The 14,751-nt window shown below is 71.8% G+C and carries 15 protein-coding genes and 1 tRNA gene; 4 read left to right on the top strand and 12 right to left on the bottom strand.

What is annotated here, in order from left to right:
- Nucleotides 1-4: 4 nt before the first annotated feature.
- Nucleotides 5-1,258, bottom strand: coding sequence for an ABC transporter substrate-binding protein (locus tag ACZ52C_RS16080; protein ID WP_469075291.1), 1,254 nt, complete (start codon nt 1,256-1,258; stop codon nt 5-7).
- Between the two features lie 306 nt (nt 1,259-1,564).
- Nucleotides 1,565-1,638: transfer RNA gene (locus ACZ52C_RS16075), tRNA-Pro, on the bottom strand.
- A gap of 160 nt (nt 1,639-1,798) precedes the next feature.
- Here ACZ52C_RS16075 and ACZ52C_RS16070 point away from each other — a divergent pair.
- Together ACZ52C_RS16070 and ACZ52C_RS16065 are read left to right on the top strand one after the other, a co-directional pair.
- Nucleotides 1,799-2,491, top strand: coding sequence for a transketolase (locus tag ACZ52C_RS16070; protein WP_469075290.1), 693 nt, complete (start codon nt 1,799-1,801; stop codon nt 2,489-2,491).
- Between the two features lie 43 nt (nt 2,492-2,534).
- Nucleotides 2,535-3,440 carry a transketolase family protein gene (locus ACZ52C_RS16065; protein WP_469075289.1) on the top strand — a complete coding sequence of 302 codons (906 nt, stop codon included), beginning with the start codon at nt 2,535-2,537 and terminating at the stop codon, nt 3,438-3,440.
- Nucleotides 3,441-3,463: 23 nt separating this feature from the next.
- Here ACZ52C_RS16065 and ACZ52C_RS16060 read toward each other — a convergent pair whose 3' ends face one another.
- The 4 genes from ACZ52C_RS16060 to tdh all read right to left on the bottom strand — a co-directional run bounded on the left by ACZ52C_RS16060 (nt 3,464) and on the right by tdh (nt 7,205).
- Nucleotides 3,464-3,823 (bottom strand): MmcQ/YjbR family DNA-binding protein, encoded by a 360-nt coding sequence (locus ACZ52C_RS16060; RefSeq protein ID WP_086804543.1) that lies wholly within the window; start codon nt 3,821-3,823, stop codon nt 3,464-3,466.
- A gap of 155 nt (nt 3,824-3,978) precedes the next feature.
- Nucleotides 3,979-4,878, bottom strand: a complete 900-nt coding sequence (locus tag ACZ52C_RS16055; protein WP_319116856.1) for a LysR family transcriptional regulator — start codon at nt 4,876-4,878, stop codon at nt 3,979-3,981.
- Nucleotides 4,879-4,949: 71 nt separating this feature from the next.
- Nucleotides 4,950-6,149 (bottom strand): glycine C-acetyltransferase, encoded by a 1,200-nt coding sequence (locus ACZ52C_RS16050; protein ID WP_469075288.1) that lies wholly within the window; start codon nt 6,147-6,149, stop codon nt 4,950-4,952.
- Nucleotides 6,150-6,176: 27 nt separating this feature from the next.
- Entirely contained in the window at nt 6,177-7,205 is a 1,029-nt protein-coding gene (gene tdh / locus ACZ52C_RS16045; protein WP_469075287.1) for an L-threonine 3-dehydrogenase, read from the bottom strand.
- 190 nt (nt 7,206-7,395) lie between these two features.
- On the opposite strand from tdh, the gene ACZ52C_RS16040 reads away from it, so the two are divergent.
- Nucleotides 7,396-7,578: a hypothetical protein gene (locus ACZ52C_RS16040; protein WP_184902056.1), complete on the top strand. Its 183-nt coding sequence runs from the start codon at nt 7,396-7,398 to the stop codon at nt 7,576-7,578.
- 42 nt (nt 7,579-7,620) lie between these two features.
- Here the strand turns inward: ACZ52C_RS16040 and ACZ52C_RS16035 are convergent, their stop codons facing one another.
- The 6 genes from ACZ52C_RS16035 to ACZ52C_RS16010 all read right to left on the bottom strand — a co-directional run bounded on the left by ACZ52C_RS16035 (nt 7,621) and on the right by ACZ52C_RS16010 (nt 13,398).
- On the bottom strand, nt 7,621-8,178 hold the full coding sequence (locus ACZ52C_RS16035; protein ID WP_469075286.1) for a GAF domain-containing protein: 558 nt from the start codon (nt 8,176-8,178) through the stop codon (nt 7,621-7,623).
- Entirely contained in the window at nt 8,175-8,774 is a 600-nt protein-coding gene (locus ACZ52C_RS16030; protein ID WP_045556838.1) for a GTP-binding protein, read from the bottom strand. The genes ACZ52C_RS16035 and ACZ52C_RS16030 overlap by 4 nt, the downstream gene beginning before the upstream one ends.
- Entirely contained in the window at nt 8,752-9,123 is a 372-nt protein-coding gene (locus ACZ52C_RS16025) for a DUF742 domain-containing protein (protein WP_045556837.1), read from the bottom strand. Before ACZ52C_RS16025 ends, ACZ52C_RS16030 begins: the two co-directional genes overlap by 23 nt.
- 2 nt (nt 9,124-9,125) lie before the next feature.
- Nucleotides 9,126-9,557, bottom strand: a complete 432-nt coding sequence (locus tag ACZ52C_RS16020) for a roadblock/LC7 domain-containing protein (RefSeq protein WP_045556836.1) — start codon at nt 9,555-9,557, stop codon at nt 9,126-9,128.
- A gap of 80 nt (nt 9,558-9,637) precedes the next feature.
- The gene (locus ACZ52C_RS16015; protein WP_469075285.1) at nt 9,638-11,833 is read right to left on the bottom strand and encodes an ATP-binding protein; all 2,196 of its coding nucleotides are present in this window, start codon (nt 11,831-11,833) and stop codon (nt 9,638-9,640) included.
- A gap of 386 nt (nt 11,834-12,219) precedes the next feature.
- Entirely contained in the window at nt 12,220-13,398 is a 1,179-nt protein-coding gene (locus ACZ52C_RS16010; protein WP_469075284.1) for an MBL fold metallo-hydrolase, read from the bottom strand.
- 131 nt (nt 13,399-13,529) lie between these two features.
- Here ACZ52C_RS16010 and ACZ52C_RS16005 point away from each other — a divergent pair, with 131 nt between their 5' ends.
- Nucleotides 13,530-14,711: a Glu/Leu/Phe/Val dehydrogenase dimerization domain-containing protein gene (locus ACZ52C_RS16005; RefSeq protein WP_469075283.1), complete on the top strand. Its 1,182-nt coding sequence runs from the start codon at nt 13,530-13,532 to the stop codon at nt 14,709-14,711.
- The last annotated feature ends 40 nt before the right edge of the window (nt 14,712-14,751 follow it).

Below are 14,751 nucleotides of genomic sequence, written 5' to 3'. Positions count from 1 at the left end.
TGCTTCACGGGATCACACCCTCGGATCGCAGGGCATCGTCGATCTGCTCGCCGATGGTGTCGACGGAGCTTTCCGGTTCGATCCCGGACGGCGGGGACAGCGTGTGGGAGACCGCGATCGACACGTTCTGATAGACCGGAGTGATCGGGCGCACGCTCGCCGACTCCAGAGCGGCCAGGACGTCCTTGGAGAACGGGTACTCCTTCATGAACGCGGGCTCGTCGTAGAGGGCGCGCAGGGTGGGCGGCAGACCGCCCTCCAGCGCGGCGCTGAGCTGGTTCTCCCGGTTGCGCAGGCACAGTGCCGCCTCGAAGGCCAGGTCGGGGTGGCGCGAGTAGGCGCTCACCGCCAGATCGATACCGCCGATGGTGGGCCGCGCCGGGCGGTTCGGGTCGACCCGGGGGTACGGCGCCCAGCGGAAGTTCTTGAACAGCTCGGGGTTGTTCGCCTTCATCGACGGATAGACGAACGGGTAGTTGAGCTCGAACGCCGCCGTCCCCGACTCCATGGCGAGCCGGTTCTGGTCCTCCATCTGATTGGGCAGGGAGGGGTCGGCGGCCGGGGACCTGGCCAGATCACGCATGATGCCGGCGGCCCGCACCGCGGGCCGACCGAGAGAGGGCTCGGTCGCGTTCGCGTTGAGGATGGAACCGCCGGCACTGTTGATCAGCGTGTTGAACCAGACGGTCAGGCCCTCGTACTGGGCGCCCTGGATCTCCACGAAGTGCGGCTTGCCCTGCCGGGCGAGGACGCCGGCCATGTCCAGCATCTCGGCCCAGGTCCTGGGCGGGGTGGGCACCAGGTCCTTGCGGTACCACAGGAGCTGGGTGTTGGTGTTGTACGGGACGGCGTACAGCTTGCCCTTCCAGGTGGAGGTCCGCAGCGGTACGCGCAGGGTGCCCTCGACGGCCTGCCGCTTCGCCGTCCCCGTCCATTCCCGGATCCAGCGCGCCTCGGCGAACTCCGCGGCCCAGGTGACGTCCAGGCCCAGGATGTCGAGCGAGTCGTCCTCGGCGGCGAGCCTTCGGACGAGTTGCTGGCGTTGTCCGTCCGCGGCGCGCGGGAGCTTGTTGTAGCTGATCGAGTAGCGACCGCCCGACGCCTGGCTGCACCGGTCGGCCGCCTTCTGCAGAGCCCCGGAGTCGTCCGGGAAGTTGTACCAGTTGAGGGTGGGCCTGCCGGAGCCCTCGTCACTGCCGCAAGCGGCGAGGACCGACGCCAGCAACGGCATCACGGCGAACGCCCGCAGCCATCTCATTCCTCCGCGACGTCCCATCTGACCTGAAACCGGCCGGCAGCCGCACCTCGCGTGCACACGCTCCACACCTCGTCTCCGGACGGTGGCAGGACTCGGATCCCGCAGCTCTTGCTCCCGGCGAACACTAAAGTCCACATAAGGGATGTCCAAGAACATAAGTCCAGGGTCGGCGGACAACTCACCAAATCGCCCAATGGCCCACCCAGTGACGCTCGGCCTCGATCAAGCCCTGACCAGACCCAAAAACGATCAAGGGCCGGTTTCGGATTTCTCCGAAACCGGCCCTTGATCTGCGACTCTTTCGAGTCGGGACGACAGGATTTGAACCTGCGACCCCTTGACCCCCAGTCAAGTGCGCTACCAAGCTGCGCCACGTCCCGATGCCCGTCTGACCTGGGGTTTCCCCTGGCTGAACGCGCACGGAAACAATACCGCACTCGGGCCGGTGGTCGCGCACGCGTTTATCGGCGCGAGGGGGCGGGAGACCCTCCGCCGTCACCGCTTGACCTTAAGTTTGGTTGAGGTTGCAGGCTCTTCCGCATGACGACGACACCGTACGGATTCACGGAGCTGCCCGAGCTGATGGGGCTGATGACGGGCGCGGAGAAGCACGGCCCGGCGGCCACCTCCACGCTGGACGTGCTGTGGGTGCTCTACGACCGGGTGCTGCGGGTGGGCCCGGATCGGCTGGAGGACCCGGAGCGGGACCGGTTCCTGCTGTCGAAGGGCCACGGGCCGATGGCGTACTACGCGGTCCTCGCGGCGAAGGGCTTCCTGCCGGCCGAGTGGCTGCCCGGCTTCGGCTCGTACGACTCGCCGCTCGGCCACCACCCGGACCGGGTGCTGGTGCCGGGCGCGGAGATCGGCAGCGGCTCGCTCGGGCACGGCCTGCCGATCGCGGTCGGGACGGCGCTCGGGCTGCGGGCCCAGGGGCGGATCGACCCGGCGGTGTGGGTGCTGGTCGGCGACGCGGAGCTGGACGAGGGCAGCAACCACGAGGCGATCGCCTACGCCGGCCCCGCCGGGCTCGACCGGCTGCACACCGTCGTGATCGACAACTCCTCCGCCAGTCATGCGCGGCCGGGCGGGATCGCCGCGCGGTTCGAGGTGGCGGGCTGGTCCGCCGAGACCGTGGACGGACGCGACCACGACGCCCTGCACGCGGCCTTCACCGCGCCGCACCCGGGCCGGCCACGGGTCGTCGTGGCCCACGTCGAGCCGAAGAACGCCTGAACCCCGAGATCTCCGTAACCACCCCGAAAGGACGAAAGACCTCATGGACACCATGCGTGACCGCTTCGCTCCCGTCGTCTCCGGCATGCTCGACGAGGATCCCCGGGTCGCGGTGGTCCTCGCCGAGATCGGCCGGGACGGCTTCGCGGAGGCGACGCGCCGCCATCCGGAGCGGGTGATCAACGTCGGGATCCGGGAGCAACTGCTGATCGGCGCGGGCGCGGGCCTGGCGCTGGCCGGGATGCGGCCCGTGATGCACACCTTCGCGAGCTTCCTCGTGGAACGGCCCTTCGAGCAGGTGAAGCTGGATCTGGGGCACCAGGGTGTCGGCGCGGTGCTGGTCAGCGCCGCCGCGTCCTACGACTGGCCGGCCGGCGGCTTCACCCACATGTCACCCGGCGACGTCGCCGTCCTGGACACGCTCGACGGGTGGACCGTGCATGTGCCCGGGCATCCCGACGAGGCCGAGACGCTGCTCCGGCACGCGGTCGGCGCGGGCGAGGGCAAGGACGACAAGGTGTACGTACGGCTGTCCGCGCAGTCCAACGAGCAGGCGCTCGCGGTGGACGGGCAGCGGTTCCTCACCGTGCGGGAGGGGCGCCGCGGGGTCGTCGTCGCCGTCGGGCCCCTGCTCGACGGCGTCCTCGCGGCCACGGAGGGGCTCGATGTGACCGTGCTGTACGCCTCGACCGTGCGCCCGTTCGACTCGGCCGCGTTGCGCCGGGCCACCGACTCGGCCGGCACGGACGTCGTCCTCGTCGAGCCCTACCTGGCGGGCACGTCGACGGCCGCCGCCAACGACGCGCTCGCCGATGTGCCGCACCGGGTGCTCGGGCTGGGCGTGGGGCGGCGGGAGCTGCGGCGCTACGGGCAGCTGGAGGAGCACGTGGCCGCGCACGGGTTGGACGCGGCCACGTTGCGAGAGCGGATCACGGGGTTCCTGCGGTAGCGGCACGCACGGACGGGGGCGGCTCAGTCGACGGCGGGGAGTCCCAACTCCGGGTGGGCGTCGAGGAGTTTGGTCGGTGCGGCCTGGCGCCATGAGTCGGCGAGGACGTCGCGCAGCTCTGCCTCGTCCTCCAGGGCGGAGAGGCGCACCCGCACCCAGGCGAACCCCGCCTCGTGCTCGGCGATCCAGAACTTGCCGGGTTCGGCGAGGACCAGCTCGTCCCGCTCCACCTTGGGGCACCGCACGGCCATGGACGTCTCGTCCTCCGGCAGCGTCGCGAACATCTTCCCCGCCACCCGGAAGGTGGGCATGCTCCAGGCGACCTTCTCCGTACTGTCGGGCAGGGAGAGGGCGACACGTCGTACGTCTTCTGCATCGGGCATGGAACGCACGGTAGCGGTGACCACTGACAATCACCGCCGCGAGATGACGCCGGTACCGGCGAAACGACGGCGGAGCATGCCCCGCCCTCAGCGGGTCACTTCAGCCGGTCACTTCAGTCAGCCACCTCGCTCGGCCTCCCCGGCGGCCGGCCTCCTCACTCCGCCGCCTCCCCCAGCGCCTCCAGCACCGGCCGGATCAGCGGGTGCCCCTCCGCGCCGCGGCGTACGGCGGCGAAGACGCGGCGCGTGGGGGCCACTCCGTCCACGGGGCGTACGACCACGCCCGTGAGGTCCGTGCCGCGCAGCGCCGAGCGGGGGACGAGGGCCACGCCCGCGTCGGCGGAGGCGAGGGCGACCACGGCGCGGAAGTCGTCGGAGGAGTGTTCGAGGCGGGGCTGGAAGCCGGCGTTCTCGCAGGCCAGGACGACGACGTCATGGCAGGGGTTGCCGGGATAGGGGCCGATCCAGGCGTCCTTGGCCAGTTCGGCGAGCGGCACCTCGGCCGCGTCGGCGAGCCGGTGGCTGACGGGCACGACCGCGTCGAACGGCTCGGCGTACAGCGCGACATGGGTCAGCCGGGGGTCGTCGGCGGCCGGCGCGCCCCGGTATTCGACGGCCACGGCGATGTCGACCTGCCGGTCCAGGACCATCGGCAGGCTCGCGTCGCCCTCGGCGTCCTGGACGCGGAGACGGATGCCGGGCGCGGAGCGGGCGAGGCGGGCCAGCGCGGGTGCCACGACCTGGGCGATACCGGTGGCGAAGGAGGCGACGGTGACGGTGCCGGCCTCGCCCGAGCTGTACGCGGCCAGTTCCGCCGCCGCCTGTTCCAGCTGGGCGAGGACCGCGTTGGTGTGGCCGAGCAGGATCTCGCCGGCCGGGGTCAGCCGTACGCCCTTCGCGCCCCGCTCGACCAGGCGGTGTCCCGTCTCCTGTTCCAGGGCGGTGAGCTGCTGGGAGACGGCGGACGGGGTGAGGTACAGCGCGGCGGCAGCCGCCGTCACCGTGCGGTGGTCGGCCACCGCACGAAGGATGTGGAGCCGCCGCGCTTCGATCATGAGACCGATTCTCTCAAATGTGCGCTTTCCCCCTGAACCGGTCCGCCCGGACCACCGCCCCGGGCTCCGACTCAGCCCTCCAGCTCGGCCCGCGCCGCCACGAAGGCGTCCACCACGCGGTGCACGTCCGCCGTGGAGTGCGCGGCGGAGAGCTGGACGCGGATGCGGGCCTGGCCCTGCGGGACGACCGGGTAGGAGAACCCGATCACATAGACGCCGCGATCCAGGAGCAGCTCGGCCAGGCGGCCCGCCTTCGCCGCGTCGCCGATCATGACGGGGGCGATGGGGTGGTCGCCGGGGAGGATGTCGAAGCCCTCCTCGGTCATGCGGCCCCGGAACAGCGCCGTGTTCTCGGCGAGGCGGACCCGCAGGTCGTCGGCCGACTCCAGGAGGTCGAGCACCTTCAGGGAGGCCGCCGCGATCACCGGCGCGAGGGTGTTGGAGAAGAGGTAGGGCCGGGAGCGCTGGCGCAGCAGGGCGACGATCTCGGCGCGGGCGGCGACGTAGCCGCCGGAGGCACCGCCGAGGGCCTTGCCGAGGGTGCCGGTGATGATGTCGACCCGGTCCATGACGCCGTGCAGCTCGGGGGTGCCGCGGCCGCCGGGGCCGGTGAAGCCGACGGCGTGGGAGTCGTCGACCATGACCATGGCGTCGTGGCGGTCGGCGAGGTCGCAGATCTCGCGGAGGGGGGCCACATAGCCGTCCATGGAGAAGACGCCGTCGGTGACGATCAGCTTCCGGCGGGCGCCGCCTTCGGCCGCCTCCTTCAACTGCCGTTCCAGGTCGGCGAGATCACGGTTGGCGTAGCGGTAGCGGCGGGCTTTGGAGAGCCGGATGCCGTCGATGATCGAGGCGTGGTTGAGGGCGTCGGAGATCACCGCGTCCTCGGGGCCGAGCAGGGTCTCGAAGACGCCGCCGTTGGCGTCGAAGCAGGAGGAGTAGAGGATCGTGTCCTCCTGGCCGAGGAACGCCGAGAGCCGTGCCTCCAGTTCCTTGTGGACCTCCTGGGTGCCGCAGATGAAGCGGACGGAGGCCATGCCGTAGCCCCAGCGGTCGAGGGCCTGGTGCGCGGCGGCGATCACCTCGGGGTGGTCGGCGAGGCCGAGGTAGTTGTTGGCGCAGAAGTTGAGGACCTCGCCGGGACGGCCGCCGGCGGTGACCGCGACGGTCGCCGACTGCGGGCTGCCGATGACCCGCTCGGGCTTGTGCAGCCCTGCGGCGCGGATCTCGTCGAGGGTGGTGCGCAGGTCGTCGCGCACGGAGTCGAACATCGAGAACTCCTAGAGGGTGCGGGTGGGTTACGCGGCCCAGTCGAGGATGACCTTGCCGCCGTTGCCGGCTGCCGCGTCCGCGAACGCCGCCTCGTGGTCGCGGTAGCCGTAGCGGCCGGTGATGACGGGGGCGAGGTCGAGGCCGCCCTCCAGGAGCACCGTCATCGCGTACCAGGTCTCGAACATCTCGCGGCCGTAGATCCCCTTGATGGTGATCATGGACGTGACGACGCGGGCCCAGTCGACGGCGAACTCCTCGGACGGCAGTCCGAGCATGGCGATCCGGCCGCCGTGGGTCATGTTGGAGATCATGTCGCGCATCGCGGCGGGGTTGCCGGACATCTCCAGGCCTATGTCGAAGCCCTCCCGCAGCCCGAGGGTCCGCTGCCCGTCGGCGATGGTCGACTCGCGCACGTCGAGCGCGAGGCTGACGCCGATCTTGCGGGCGAGTTCCAGCCGGTCCTCGCTGACGTCGGTGACCACGACGTGCCGGGCGCCGGCGTGCCGGGCGACGGCGGCGGCCATCAGGCCGATGGGGCCCGCCCCGGTGATCAGGACGTCCTCGCCGACCAGGGGAAAGGAGAGCGCGGTGTGCACGGCGTTGCCGAACGGGTCGAAGATCGCGGCCACGTCGAGGTCGACGGGGACGCGGTGCACCCACACGTTGGTCGCCGGCAGGGCCACGTACTCGGCGAAGGCGCCGTCGCGGCCGACGCCCAGGCCGACGGTGGCCCGGCACAGGTGGCGGCGGCCGGCGAGGCAGTTGCGGCACTTGCCGCACACGAGGTGGCCCTCGCCGCTGACCCGGTCCCCGACGCGGATGTCGGTGACCGCACGGCCGGTCTCCACGACCTCGCCGACGAACTCGTGGCCGGCCACGAGCGGGGTGCGGATGGCCTGCCGGGCCCAGCCGTCCCAGGCCCGGATGTGCAGGTCGGTTCCGCAGATCCCGGTCCGCAGGACCTTGATCAGTACGTCACCGGGGCCGATCTCGGGCTCCGGGACGTCGACGAGCCACAGTCCGGGCTCCGCCTTCTCCTTGACCAGCGCCTTCAACGCTACGGCTCCTGTGGGTGCGCCCCGGCGCGGTCCATGACGGACAGGCCCGTGACCGGGGAGAGGGGTGGGATCGCCGATCAATCTGCCGCACACCGACGGCCCGGGTCCATCGAGGTTTTCTTAACCTCCGCCGCAGCTTTCCTTCACACCCCCGCCGCGCCGCTACCGCGAGTGAAAGGATGTGCTCATGACCAATGAGCCACATCTCGACATGGGGCAGGACCCGGACACCGGGCCTCGCTGCGGCGAACCCGGACCGGACAGCTGGACCCTTCTGCTGCAGGGTGGCAGTTTCTGCAGCCTGCCACTCGGCCACTCGGGGAGGCACTACGAGTCAGGAGCGCCCAGGACCTGGATCGCCGACGAATAGTCTCCTCGGCGATCCGCCATGAAGTGCCGCCCGTTTCCCGGGTCAGGGGAACGCCTCACGTCCCTCGATCCGGGCGGCGAGTTCCGCGGCCATCGACTTGATGGTCTCCAGGCCCGCCCGACCCCAGGGCCGCGGCTGGACGTCCATGACGCACACCGTGCCGAGGGCGATGCCCGTACGGTCGAGGAGGGGCGCGCCGAGGTAGGAGCGGATGCCGTGGTCGTCGACGACGGGATTGCCGGCGAACTTCGGGTATTCGCGCACGTCTTCGAGGACGAGCCCTTTGCGGCGGACCACCACGTAGGGGCAGAACCCGTGGTCACGGGCGAGGCGGCGATCGACCCCGAGCAGCGTGGTGTCGGCCGTCGGCTGGGCCGACACATGCAGGCCGGCGAAGAACTGCCGTTGCTCGTCGATGAAGTTGACCGTCGCGTACGGCACGGAGGCGACCTGCGCGAGGCGGTCCGCGAAGGCGTCGAAGGCCGGTTCGGCGTACACGCCGAGCCCGAGCAGCCGCAGCCGCGCCACGCGCTCGGGCGCGTCCGGGTCCTCGGGGGTGAGCAGCAGACGGCCGACCGGACGCGGCGGGTCGTACGTCACGTGTGGGCTCCGTGGCTCGGCAGCTGCGCCGGGGTGTGGGCGAGGAGGTGCCGGACGAGGGTGAGCAGGGTCTGGACGCCCGAGCTGGAGATACGGGCGTCGCAGCAGACGACGGGGATCTCCGGGTCGAGGTCGAGGGCCGCGCGCACCTCGTCGGCGTCGTAGCGGTAGGAGCCGTCGAACTCGTTGATGGCGACGATGAAGCCGAGGCCGCGCTGCTCGAAGAAGTCGACGGCGGCGAAGCAGTCCTCCAGGCGGCGTGTGTCGGCGAGGATGACCGCGCCGAGGGCGCCCTCGGAGAGTTCGTCCCACATGAACCAGAACCGCTGTTGTCCGGGGGTGCCGAACAGATAGAGCACATGGCGCGGGTCCAGGGTGATGCGGCCGAAGTCCATCGCGACGGTCGTCTCGACCTTGTTCTCGATGCCGTCGAGATTGTCGGTGGCGGCGCTCACGGTGGTGAGCAGTTCCTCCGTGCTCAGCGGCGCGATCTCGCTCACCGCGCCGACGAAGGTCGTCTTGCCGACCCCGAACCCTCCCGCCACCAGGATCTTGAGTGCGGTGGGGAAGGGGTCAGAGCTGTCGTCGTAGTCCATCGAGCACTGCCTCCAGAAGAGACCGGTCTGTCGGGTTGTGGTGGAAAACCGGGGGCTTGGTGGTGAGGGCCCCGCAGTCGACGAGGTCGGACAGCAGCACCTTGGTCACCGTCGCCGGCAACGTGAGGTGTGCGGCGATCTCGGCGACCGAGACGGGTGCCCGGCACAGGTCGAGTGCGGTCGCGTGCTCGGGGCCCAGATAGCCGAGGGGGGTCGCCCCGGTGGCCATCACCTGTGAGAGGAGATCGAGCGCGGTGGTCGGCCGGGTCCGGCCGTTGATGACGGTGTAGGGGCGCACCAGACGCCCGGCGGCGTCGTCGTAGAGGGGTCCGTCGCCGGCCGCGGGCACGGTCAAGGCCTCATCGCGGAGGGTTCGACGGCTTGGCGGGGCTGGGTGACCAGGTACGGGCGGACGCTCTTGACCAGCATCGCCATCTCGTAGCCGAGTACGGCGGCGTCGGCCTCCCGTCCGGCGAGCACGGCGAGGCAGGTGCCGGAGCCTGCGGTGGAGACGAACAGCAGGGTCGAGTCGAGTTCGACGACGACCTGGCGGACCTCGCCGCCGTCGCCGAAGCGGACGCCCGCGCTGCGTCCGAGGGAGTACAGGCCGGATGCCAGGGCCGCCATGTGGTCGGCACTGTCCGGGTCGAGGCCGTGGACCGACTTCACCAACCCGTCGCAGGAGAGCAGCACCGCGCTGGTGGTGTGCGGTACGCGCTGGACGAGGCCGCTCATCAGCCAGTCGAGGTCGGATACATGGCCGGTCGGCGCTTCGCTCGCCATGGTGGATCGACTCCTTGGGGTGCGTTGGTCTGCGGGAGCGCAGGGGGTGGGGACCGTGGTGGGGGTGGTGAAGGGGGTGGTCATCCGGCCGGTGTGCTCCCGTCCTGCCGGGGCGTGAGGTCGTGGGCCGCGTCGAGGGCCGACGGGGGTGCGGCTATGGGGGTGCCGCCCCTGGGGTGTCCGCCCAGGGGCTGCGCGGCGTCCTTGTGGGGTGCGTCCATGTGGGCCAGCTCCATGCGGAGTGCGTCGGTGCCGCCCGCGCCGCCGTGGGGTGCCGGGGTCGGCCGGCCCGTGGTCGGGCCGGTGCTCGGTCGTCCCGTGTCGATGCGGGAGGCGGCGTCGGGGGCGGGGGGCGCGTAGTCGTCCCGGGGCGCGAAGTCGGCCGAGACGGTGTCCAGGGCGGAGGTGTCCCAGTCGGAGCTCTCCATCTGGCGTGCCTCGGCGAGTCCGATCCCGCGCTGGAAGGCGGCCATGAGTCCGGGGTCGTGGCCGATGTAGTGGTCGGGGTCCTGGCGGGCCGTGGGCGCGGGCCCGCCGCGGAGCTGGGGCACGATGTGCTGCTGGGCGCGGCGGCGGGGCAGCTGGGGCTTGCCCATGGTGCCGCGGACGGTGCCGCCGACCCGGGGGGTCGGGGGTGTCCCGGCGTTCTCCGCGACGGTCCGCCGGTCGTCAGGGCGGACACCGGGCACGGCCTCGGCCGGGTTGGGCCGCTCGTCCCGGGCGCCGCGCACCGGAAGCGGCGTCGGACCGGTGCCGCCCCTGCCGGGGCTCTGCTGGCCGCTGCCCCGGCCGGGGCCCTGCTGCCGGGGGACGGTGGGGCGCGCGGGGCTCGGGACGCCGCGGGGACCGGGCTCGGGGCGCGTGGGCTGCCCGGGGGCCGGACGGCCGGACCGGTCGTTCGCGGGGCGGGCGGGTCCGGCGGGCGTCGGCTGGTCGGCGGCGCCGGGTGCGGGCGTGCGCCGGGGCGTGACGGGCGGCGCCTGGTGTGGCCCGGCGGGTCGGCGTGCGCCGCTGTTCTGCTCGGGGACGGCGTGCATCTGCGGCAGGGTCTGCGGCAGGTCGCCGGGCTCGCCACCGAGGAGGCCCTGGGGGACGACGAACGCGGCCTGGACCCCGCCGTAGATGTTGCTCTGGAGGCGGACCTGGATGCCGTGGCGGCGGGCGAGCTGGGAGACGACGAAGAGGCCGATGCGGCCGTCCTGGAGGAGGCTGGCGACGTTGACCTGGTCGGGGTCGGCGAGCAGGGCGTTCATCTTGTTCTGCTCGGTGACGGGCATGCCGAGGCCGCGGTCCTCGACCTCGACGGCGAGCCCGGAGGTGACGAGGTTGGCGCGGAGCAGGACCTGGGTGTGCGGGGCGGAGAACACCGTGGCGTTCTCGACGAGTTCGGCGAGGAGGTGGATGACGTCGGCGACGGCGTGTCCGCGCAGGGTGCCGTCGACGGGGGGCACCAGCTTGACCCGGGAGTACTGCTCGACCTCGGCGATCGCGGAGCGCAGCACCTCGGTCATGGAGACGGGGTTGCTCCACTGGCGGCGGGAGACGGCGCCGCCGAGGACGGCGAGGTTCTCGGCGTGGCGGCGGATGCGGGTGGCGAGGTGGTCGACGTGGAAGAGGCCCTTGAGCAGGTCCGGGTCCTCGATCTCGTTCTCCAGGTCGTCCAGGATGGAGATCTCGCGCTGGACGAGGGACTGGAGTCGGCGGGCCAGGTTCACGAAGACTTCGAGCTTCTGTTCGCTGCCGGCCTGGCTGGAGAGCTGGGAGGCCTGGACGACGGCGGTGACGGCGCTGTCGTGGGCGCGGGCGAGGTCGGCGGCGAGCGGCTCGAAGTCGTCGGCGCCGGCGGTGGTCCTGACGCGGGGTCCGCGCGCGGGCGGCTGGTCGCCGCGGCGCAGCGCGTCGACCAGGGAGCGCAGGTCGTCCTCGCTTCTGCTGCTGGCCTGGCGCAGGGTGCTCAGGCGTTCGCGGACGGACCTGGCGGTGCGCCCGGCGGCCACGACGCCGATCGCGATGCCGGCGAGGGCCACGGCGGCGGCTCCGGCGAGGACCGCCCACAGGGTGAGGCTGGGTCGGGCACCGCCGGCGCGGAAGGTGAACAGGACGGCGGCGCAGGCGCTGAGGGCGACCGCGGTGGGGGGCAGGACCGCGAGGCGCACCAGCTGTGGCCGTATGTGGATCTCGGGCAGCGAGGGGACGGCGGCGCGGGCGGCCGATCGCCCGTGCCGCCCGCCCTCACGGCGGTCTGCGCGGGCGGCCGGTGCGCGAAGGTGAGACATCAGCGTCCTCGTACTGGTCCGTCTGGGGTGGGGGGGTGCCGCGTCCGGGCGACTTGGGCATACGCCCTCGCGTGTCGGTCGCGCGAGTCGAAGAATTCGGCACAGCGTCGTCCGACGGCAACTCACAGTAGTCGCCAATGCGTCATGTGCGATGCGCAGTTGACAAAGACCGCCGTAATGCGTCCCGCTCTGGTATGAGGCTTCGTGCGACAGTCCGATAATTCTTCGGACGCTTGTTCCTGCCGTATTCTCTTTGCGCCCGAATTTCGATCAGAGTTGTTCAGAAAAGGCCATCAATAGACGGCGAGGGCCGGGGAGCACGTGACTCCCCGGCCCTCGCCGTCCATCGAAAAATCACCCTGTCGGGAGAATTCCCGACCTGTTTCTCAGCTCTCCGCCACCAGGTCCAGCCGCTCCCCCACCGGGGGCCAGGCGGCCCAGCCACCGACCGGCTGCTGGGAGACCGCGCGCCACCACGGACGCACCGGCGGGGTGTTCTCCGGCTCGAACGGCTCTCCCGGCAGCGGCGCGGCCATCGTGACCCCCGCGCCGTGGGTGGCCCACATCATGCGCTCGCCCGGCTCCGCCCAGGCGTGCATCGCCAGGTTGAACGTCGCCCAGTGGATCGGCATCATCACCCCACCGGGCTCGCCGCCCTGCAGATCGAGGTGGGTCCGCAGCCCCTCGTCGGGCGTCATGTGGATGTCGGGCCAGTACTCCGAATAGGCACCCACCTGGATCATGGTGAGCTCGAACGGGCCGTGCGCCGCGCCGATGTCCTTGAAGCCCTCGAAGTACCCGGTGTCGCCGCTGTGGTAGATCCGGTGCTCGTCACCGGCGACGACCCAGGAGGCCCAGAGCGTGTGCTGGGTGTTGCGCAGGCCCCGGCCGCAGAAGTGCCGGGCGGGGGTCGCGGTCAGGGTGAGGCCACCGACCTTCGTGGCCTCGTGCCAGTCCAGCTCGCGGATCCGGTCCGCGGAGACACCCCAGTGCTCCAGATGGGCACCCACGCCGAGGGGCACGGCGAAGAGCGTGTCCGTGCCCGCCAGCTCCTTGATCGAGGGCATGTCGAGGTGGTCGTAGTGGTCGTGGGAGATGACGACGACGTCGACCGGGCCGAGCGCGGCGAGGGGCACCGGCACGGGGTGCAGCCGCTTCGGCCCGGCGAAGGCGAACGGGGAGCAGCGCTCACCCCAGACCGGGTCGAAGAGCACCCGGTGGCCGTCGATCTCGGCGAGCACACTGGAATGTCCCATCCAGGTGGTGCGCAGCCCGCTCGCCGGGGGCCGGGCCAGGTCGGCGAGGGTCGTGGAGTGCACGGGGATCAGCCCCGCCGGGGCCCGCCGGACCCGCTCGTCCTTGCGGAAGTAGCTCTTCGCCATCTCCACGGCGGCGCCCCCGGAGGGGCGGACCTGCGCGCTCTCGGGGTTCACGAAGACGCCGTTCGCGAAATGCGGGGATCTGCGGATCCGCTCCAATCGGGCACCGCTCGGATCCGCGCCGAAGGCGGCGGGCCGCGCTGCGCGCAGCGCCGAGCTCAGAGAACGGGATCCGGAACCGGACACGGCACCTCCAGGTGGATTCGCTCAGGCATCCCATTATGGTCCGCCCCTCCGACAGCGCCGGGTCCGACTGTCCCCGCACGATGCAATACTGACCAACTATTCAGTAGATCCTTTTGTTCCCGGGGAGCCCCATGTCCTTCACCCCTTTCATGTCGCTCACCTGGACCGACCACGTCACGGGCCGCCGGGGCTTTCTCGTCGTGGACCGGCTGGTGCGCGGGGTCTGCAGCGGCGGCCTGCGGATGCGTCCCGGCTGCACCCCGGACGAGGTCGCCGGACTCGCGCGCGGCATGACCATGAAGGAGGCGCTGCACTACGACCCCGACGGCCGGTACGTCCCGCTCGGCGGCGCCAAGGGCGGCATCGACTGCGACCCCCGGGACCCGGAGGCCTACGGCGTCCTGGTGCGCTACCTGCGCGCGATGCGCCCGTACATCGAGAGCTTCTGGACCACCGGCGAGGACCTCGGGCTCGCCCAGGACCTGGTGGACCGCGCGGCCGCCGAGGCGGGCCTGGTGTCGACGATCCAGGCGGTCTACCCCCTCCTGGACGACGAGGCCGCGGCCCGCCGACGCCTCGCGGACGCCTTCGCCGTCCAGGTGGACGGCATCGGTCTCGACGAACTGGTCGGCGGCTGCGGTGTCGCCGAGTCCGTGCTCACCGCCCTGGACCGGACGGGTACGCCGTATGCCGGGACCCGGGTCGCCGTGCAGGGCCTGGGCACCATGGGCGGTGCCACCGCCCGCTTCCTCGCCCGCGCCGGCCTCACGGTCGTCGCCGTCGCCGACATCAAGGGCACCGTCGCCAACCCCGCGGGCCTGGACGTGGAGGCCCTGCTCGCCGCGCGCGACGCGCACGGCGCGATCGACCGCTCCGCGCTGCGGCCCGCCGACCACGAGCGTCCTGCCGACGCCTGGCTGGCCACCGAGGCCGAGGTGCTGGTCCCCGCGGCCGTCTCCTACGCGATCGACACCACCAACCACCACCTCGTCACCGCCCGGCTGATCGTCGAGGCGGCCAACATGCCGGTCCTCCCGGAGGCCGAGGAGATGCTCGCCTCGCGGGGCGTGACCGTCCTGCCGGACGTCGTGGTCAACTCCGGTACGAACGCCTGGTGGTGGTGGACCCTGTTCGGTGACATCGGCCCCACCGCCGACGAGGCGTTCACCCACACGCGCCGCTCCATGCGCGCCCTCGTCGACCTGATGCTCACCCGCGCCGGGGCCGACGGCGGCACGCCCCGCGCCGCCGCGCACGCCATCGCCGCCGACCGCCTCCCGGCGATCACGGACCGCTTCGGCTGGCACCGCTGACGGCCCGGCCCTCGCCGCGGTGGCTCGAAGCGGGCGGCGG

Source organism: Streptomyces sp. NPDC034049, from assembly GCF_055575575.1.
The sequence above is the reverse complement of the archived record's forward strand: the minus strand, read 5'-3'. Positions and strand labels throughout refer to the sequence as shown.

Bases quoted from the DNA above. Each gene is read 5' to 3' on its own strand.
- ACZ52C_RS16080 (WP_469075291.1), bottom strand. From the start codon at position 1,258: ATGAGATGGCTGCGGGCGTTCGCCGTGATGCCGTTGCTGGCGTCGGTC.
- ACZ52C_RS16070 (WP_469075290.1), top strand. From the start codon at position 1,799: ATGACGACGACACCGTACGGATTCACGGAGCTGCCCGAGCTGATGGGG.
- ACZ52C_RS16065 (WP_469075289.1), top strand. From the start codon at position 2,535: ATGGACACCATGCGTGACCGCTTCGCTCCCGTCGTCTCCGGCATGCTC.
- ACZ52C_RS16060 (WP_086804543.1), bottom strand. From the start codon at position 3,823: ATGCCCGATGCAGAAGACGTACGACGTGTCGCCCTCTCCCTGCCCGAC.
- ACZ52C_RS16055 (WP_319116856.1), bottom strand. From the start codon at position 4,878: ATGATCGAAGCGCGGCGGCTCCACATCCTTCGTGCGGTGGCCGACCAC.
- ACZ52C_RS16050 (WP_469075288.1), bottom strand. From the start codon at position 6,149: ATGTTCGACTCCGTGCGCGACGACCTGCGCACCACCCTCGACGAGATC.
- ACZ52C_RS16040 (WP_184902056.1), top strand. From the start codon at position 7,396: ATGACCAATGAGCCACATCTCGACATGGGGCAGGACCCGGACACCGGG.
- ACZ52C_RS16030 (WP_045556838.1), bottom strand. From the start codon at position 8,774: ATGGACTACGACGACAGCTCTGACCCCTTCCCCACCGCACTCAAGATC.
- ACZ52C_RS16020 (WP_045556836.1), bottom strand. From the start codon at position 9,557: ATGGCGAGCGAAGCGCCGACCGGCCATGTATCCGACCTCGACTGGCTG.
- ACZ52C_RS16015 (WP_469075285.1), bottom strand. From the start codon at position 11,833: ATGTCTCACCTTCGCGCACCGGCCGCCCGCGCAGACCGCCGTGAGGGC.
- ACZ52C_RS16005 (WP_469075283.1), top strand. From the start codon at position 13,530: ATGTCCTTCACCCCTTTCATGTCGCTCACCTGGACCGACCACGTCACG.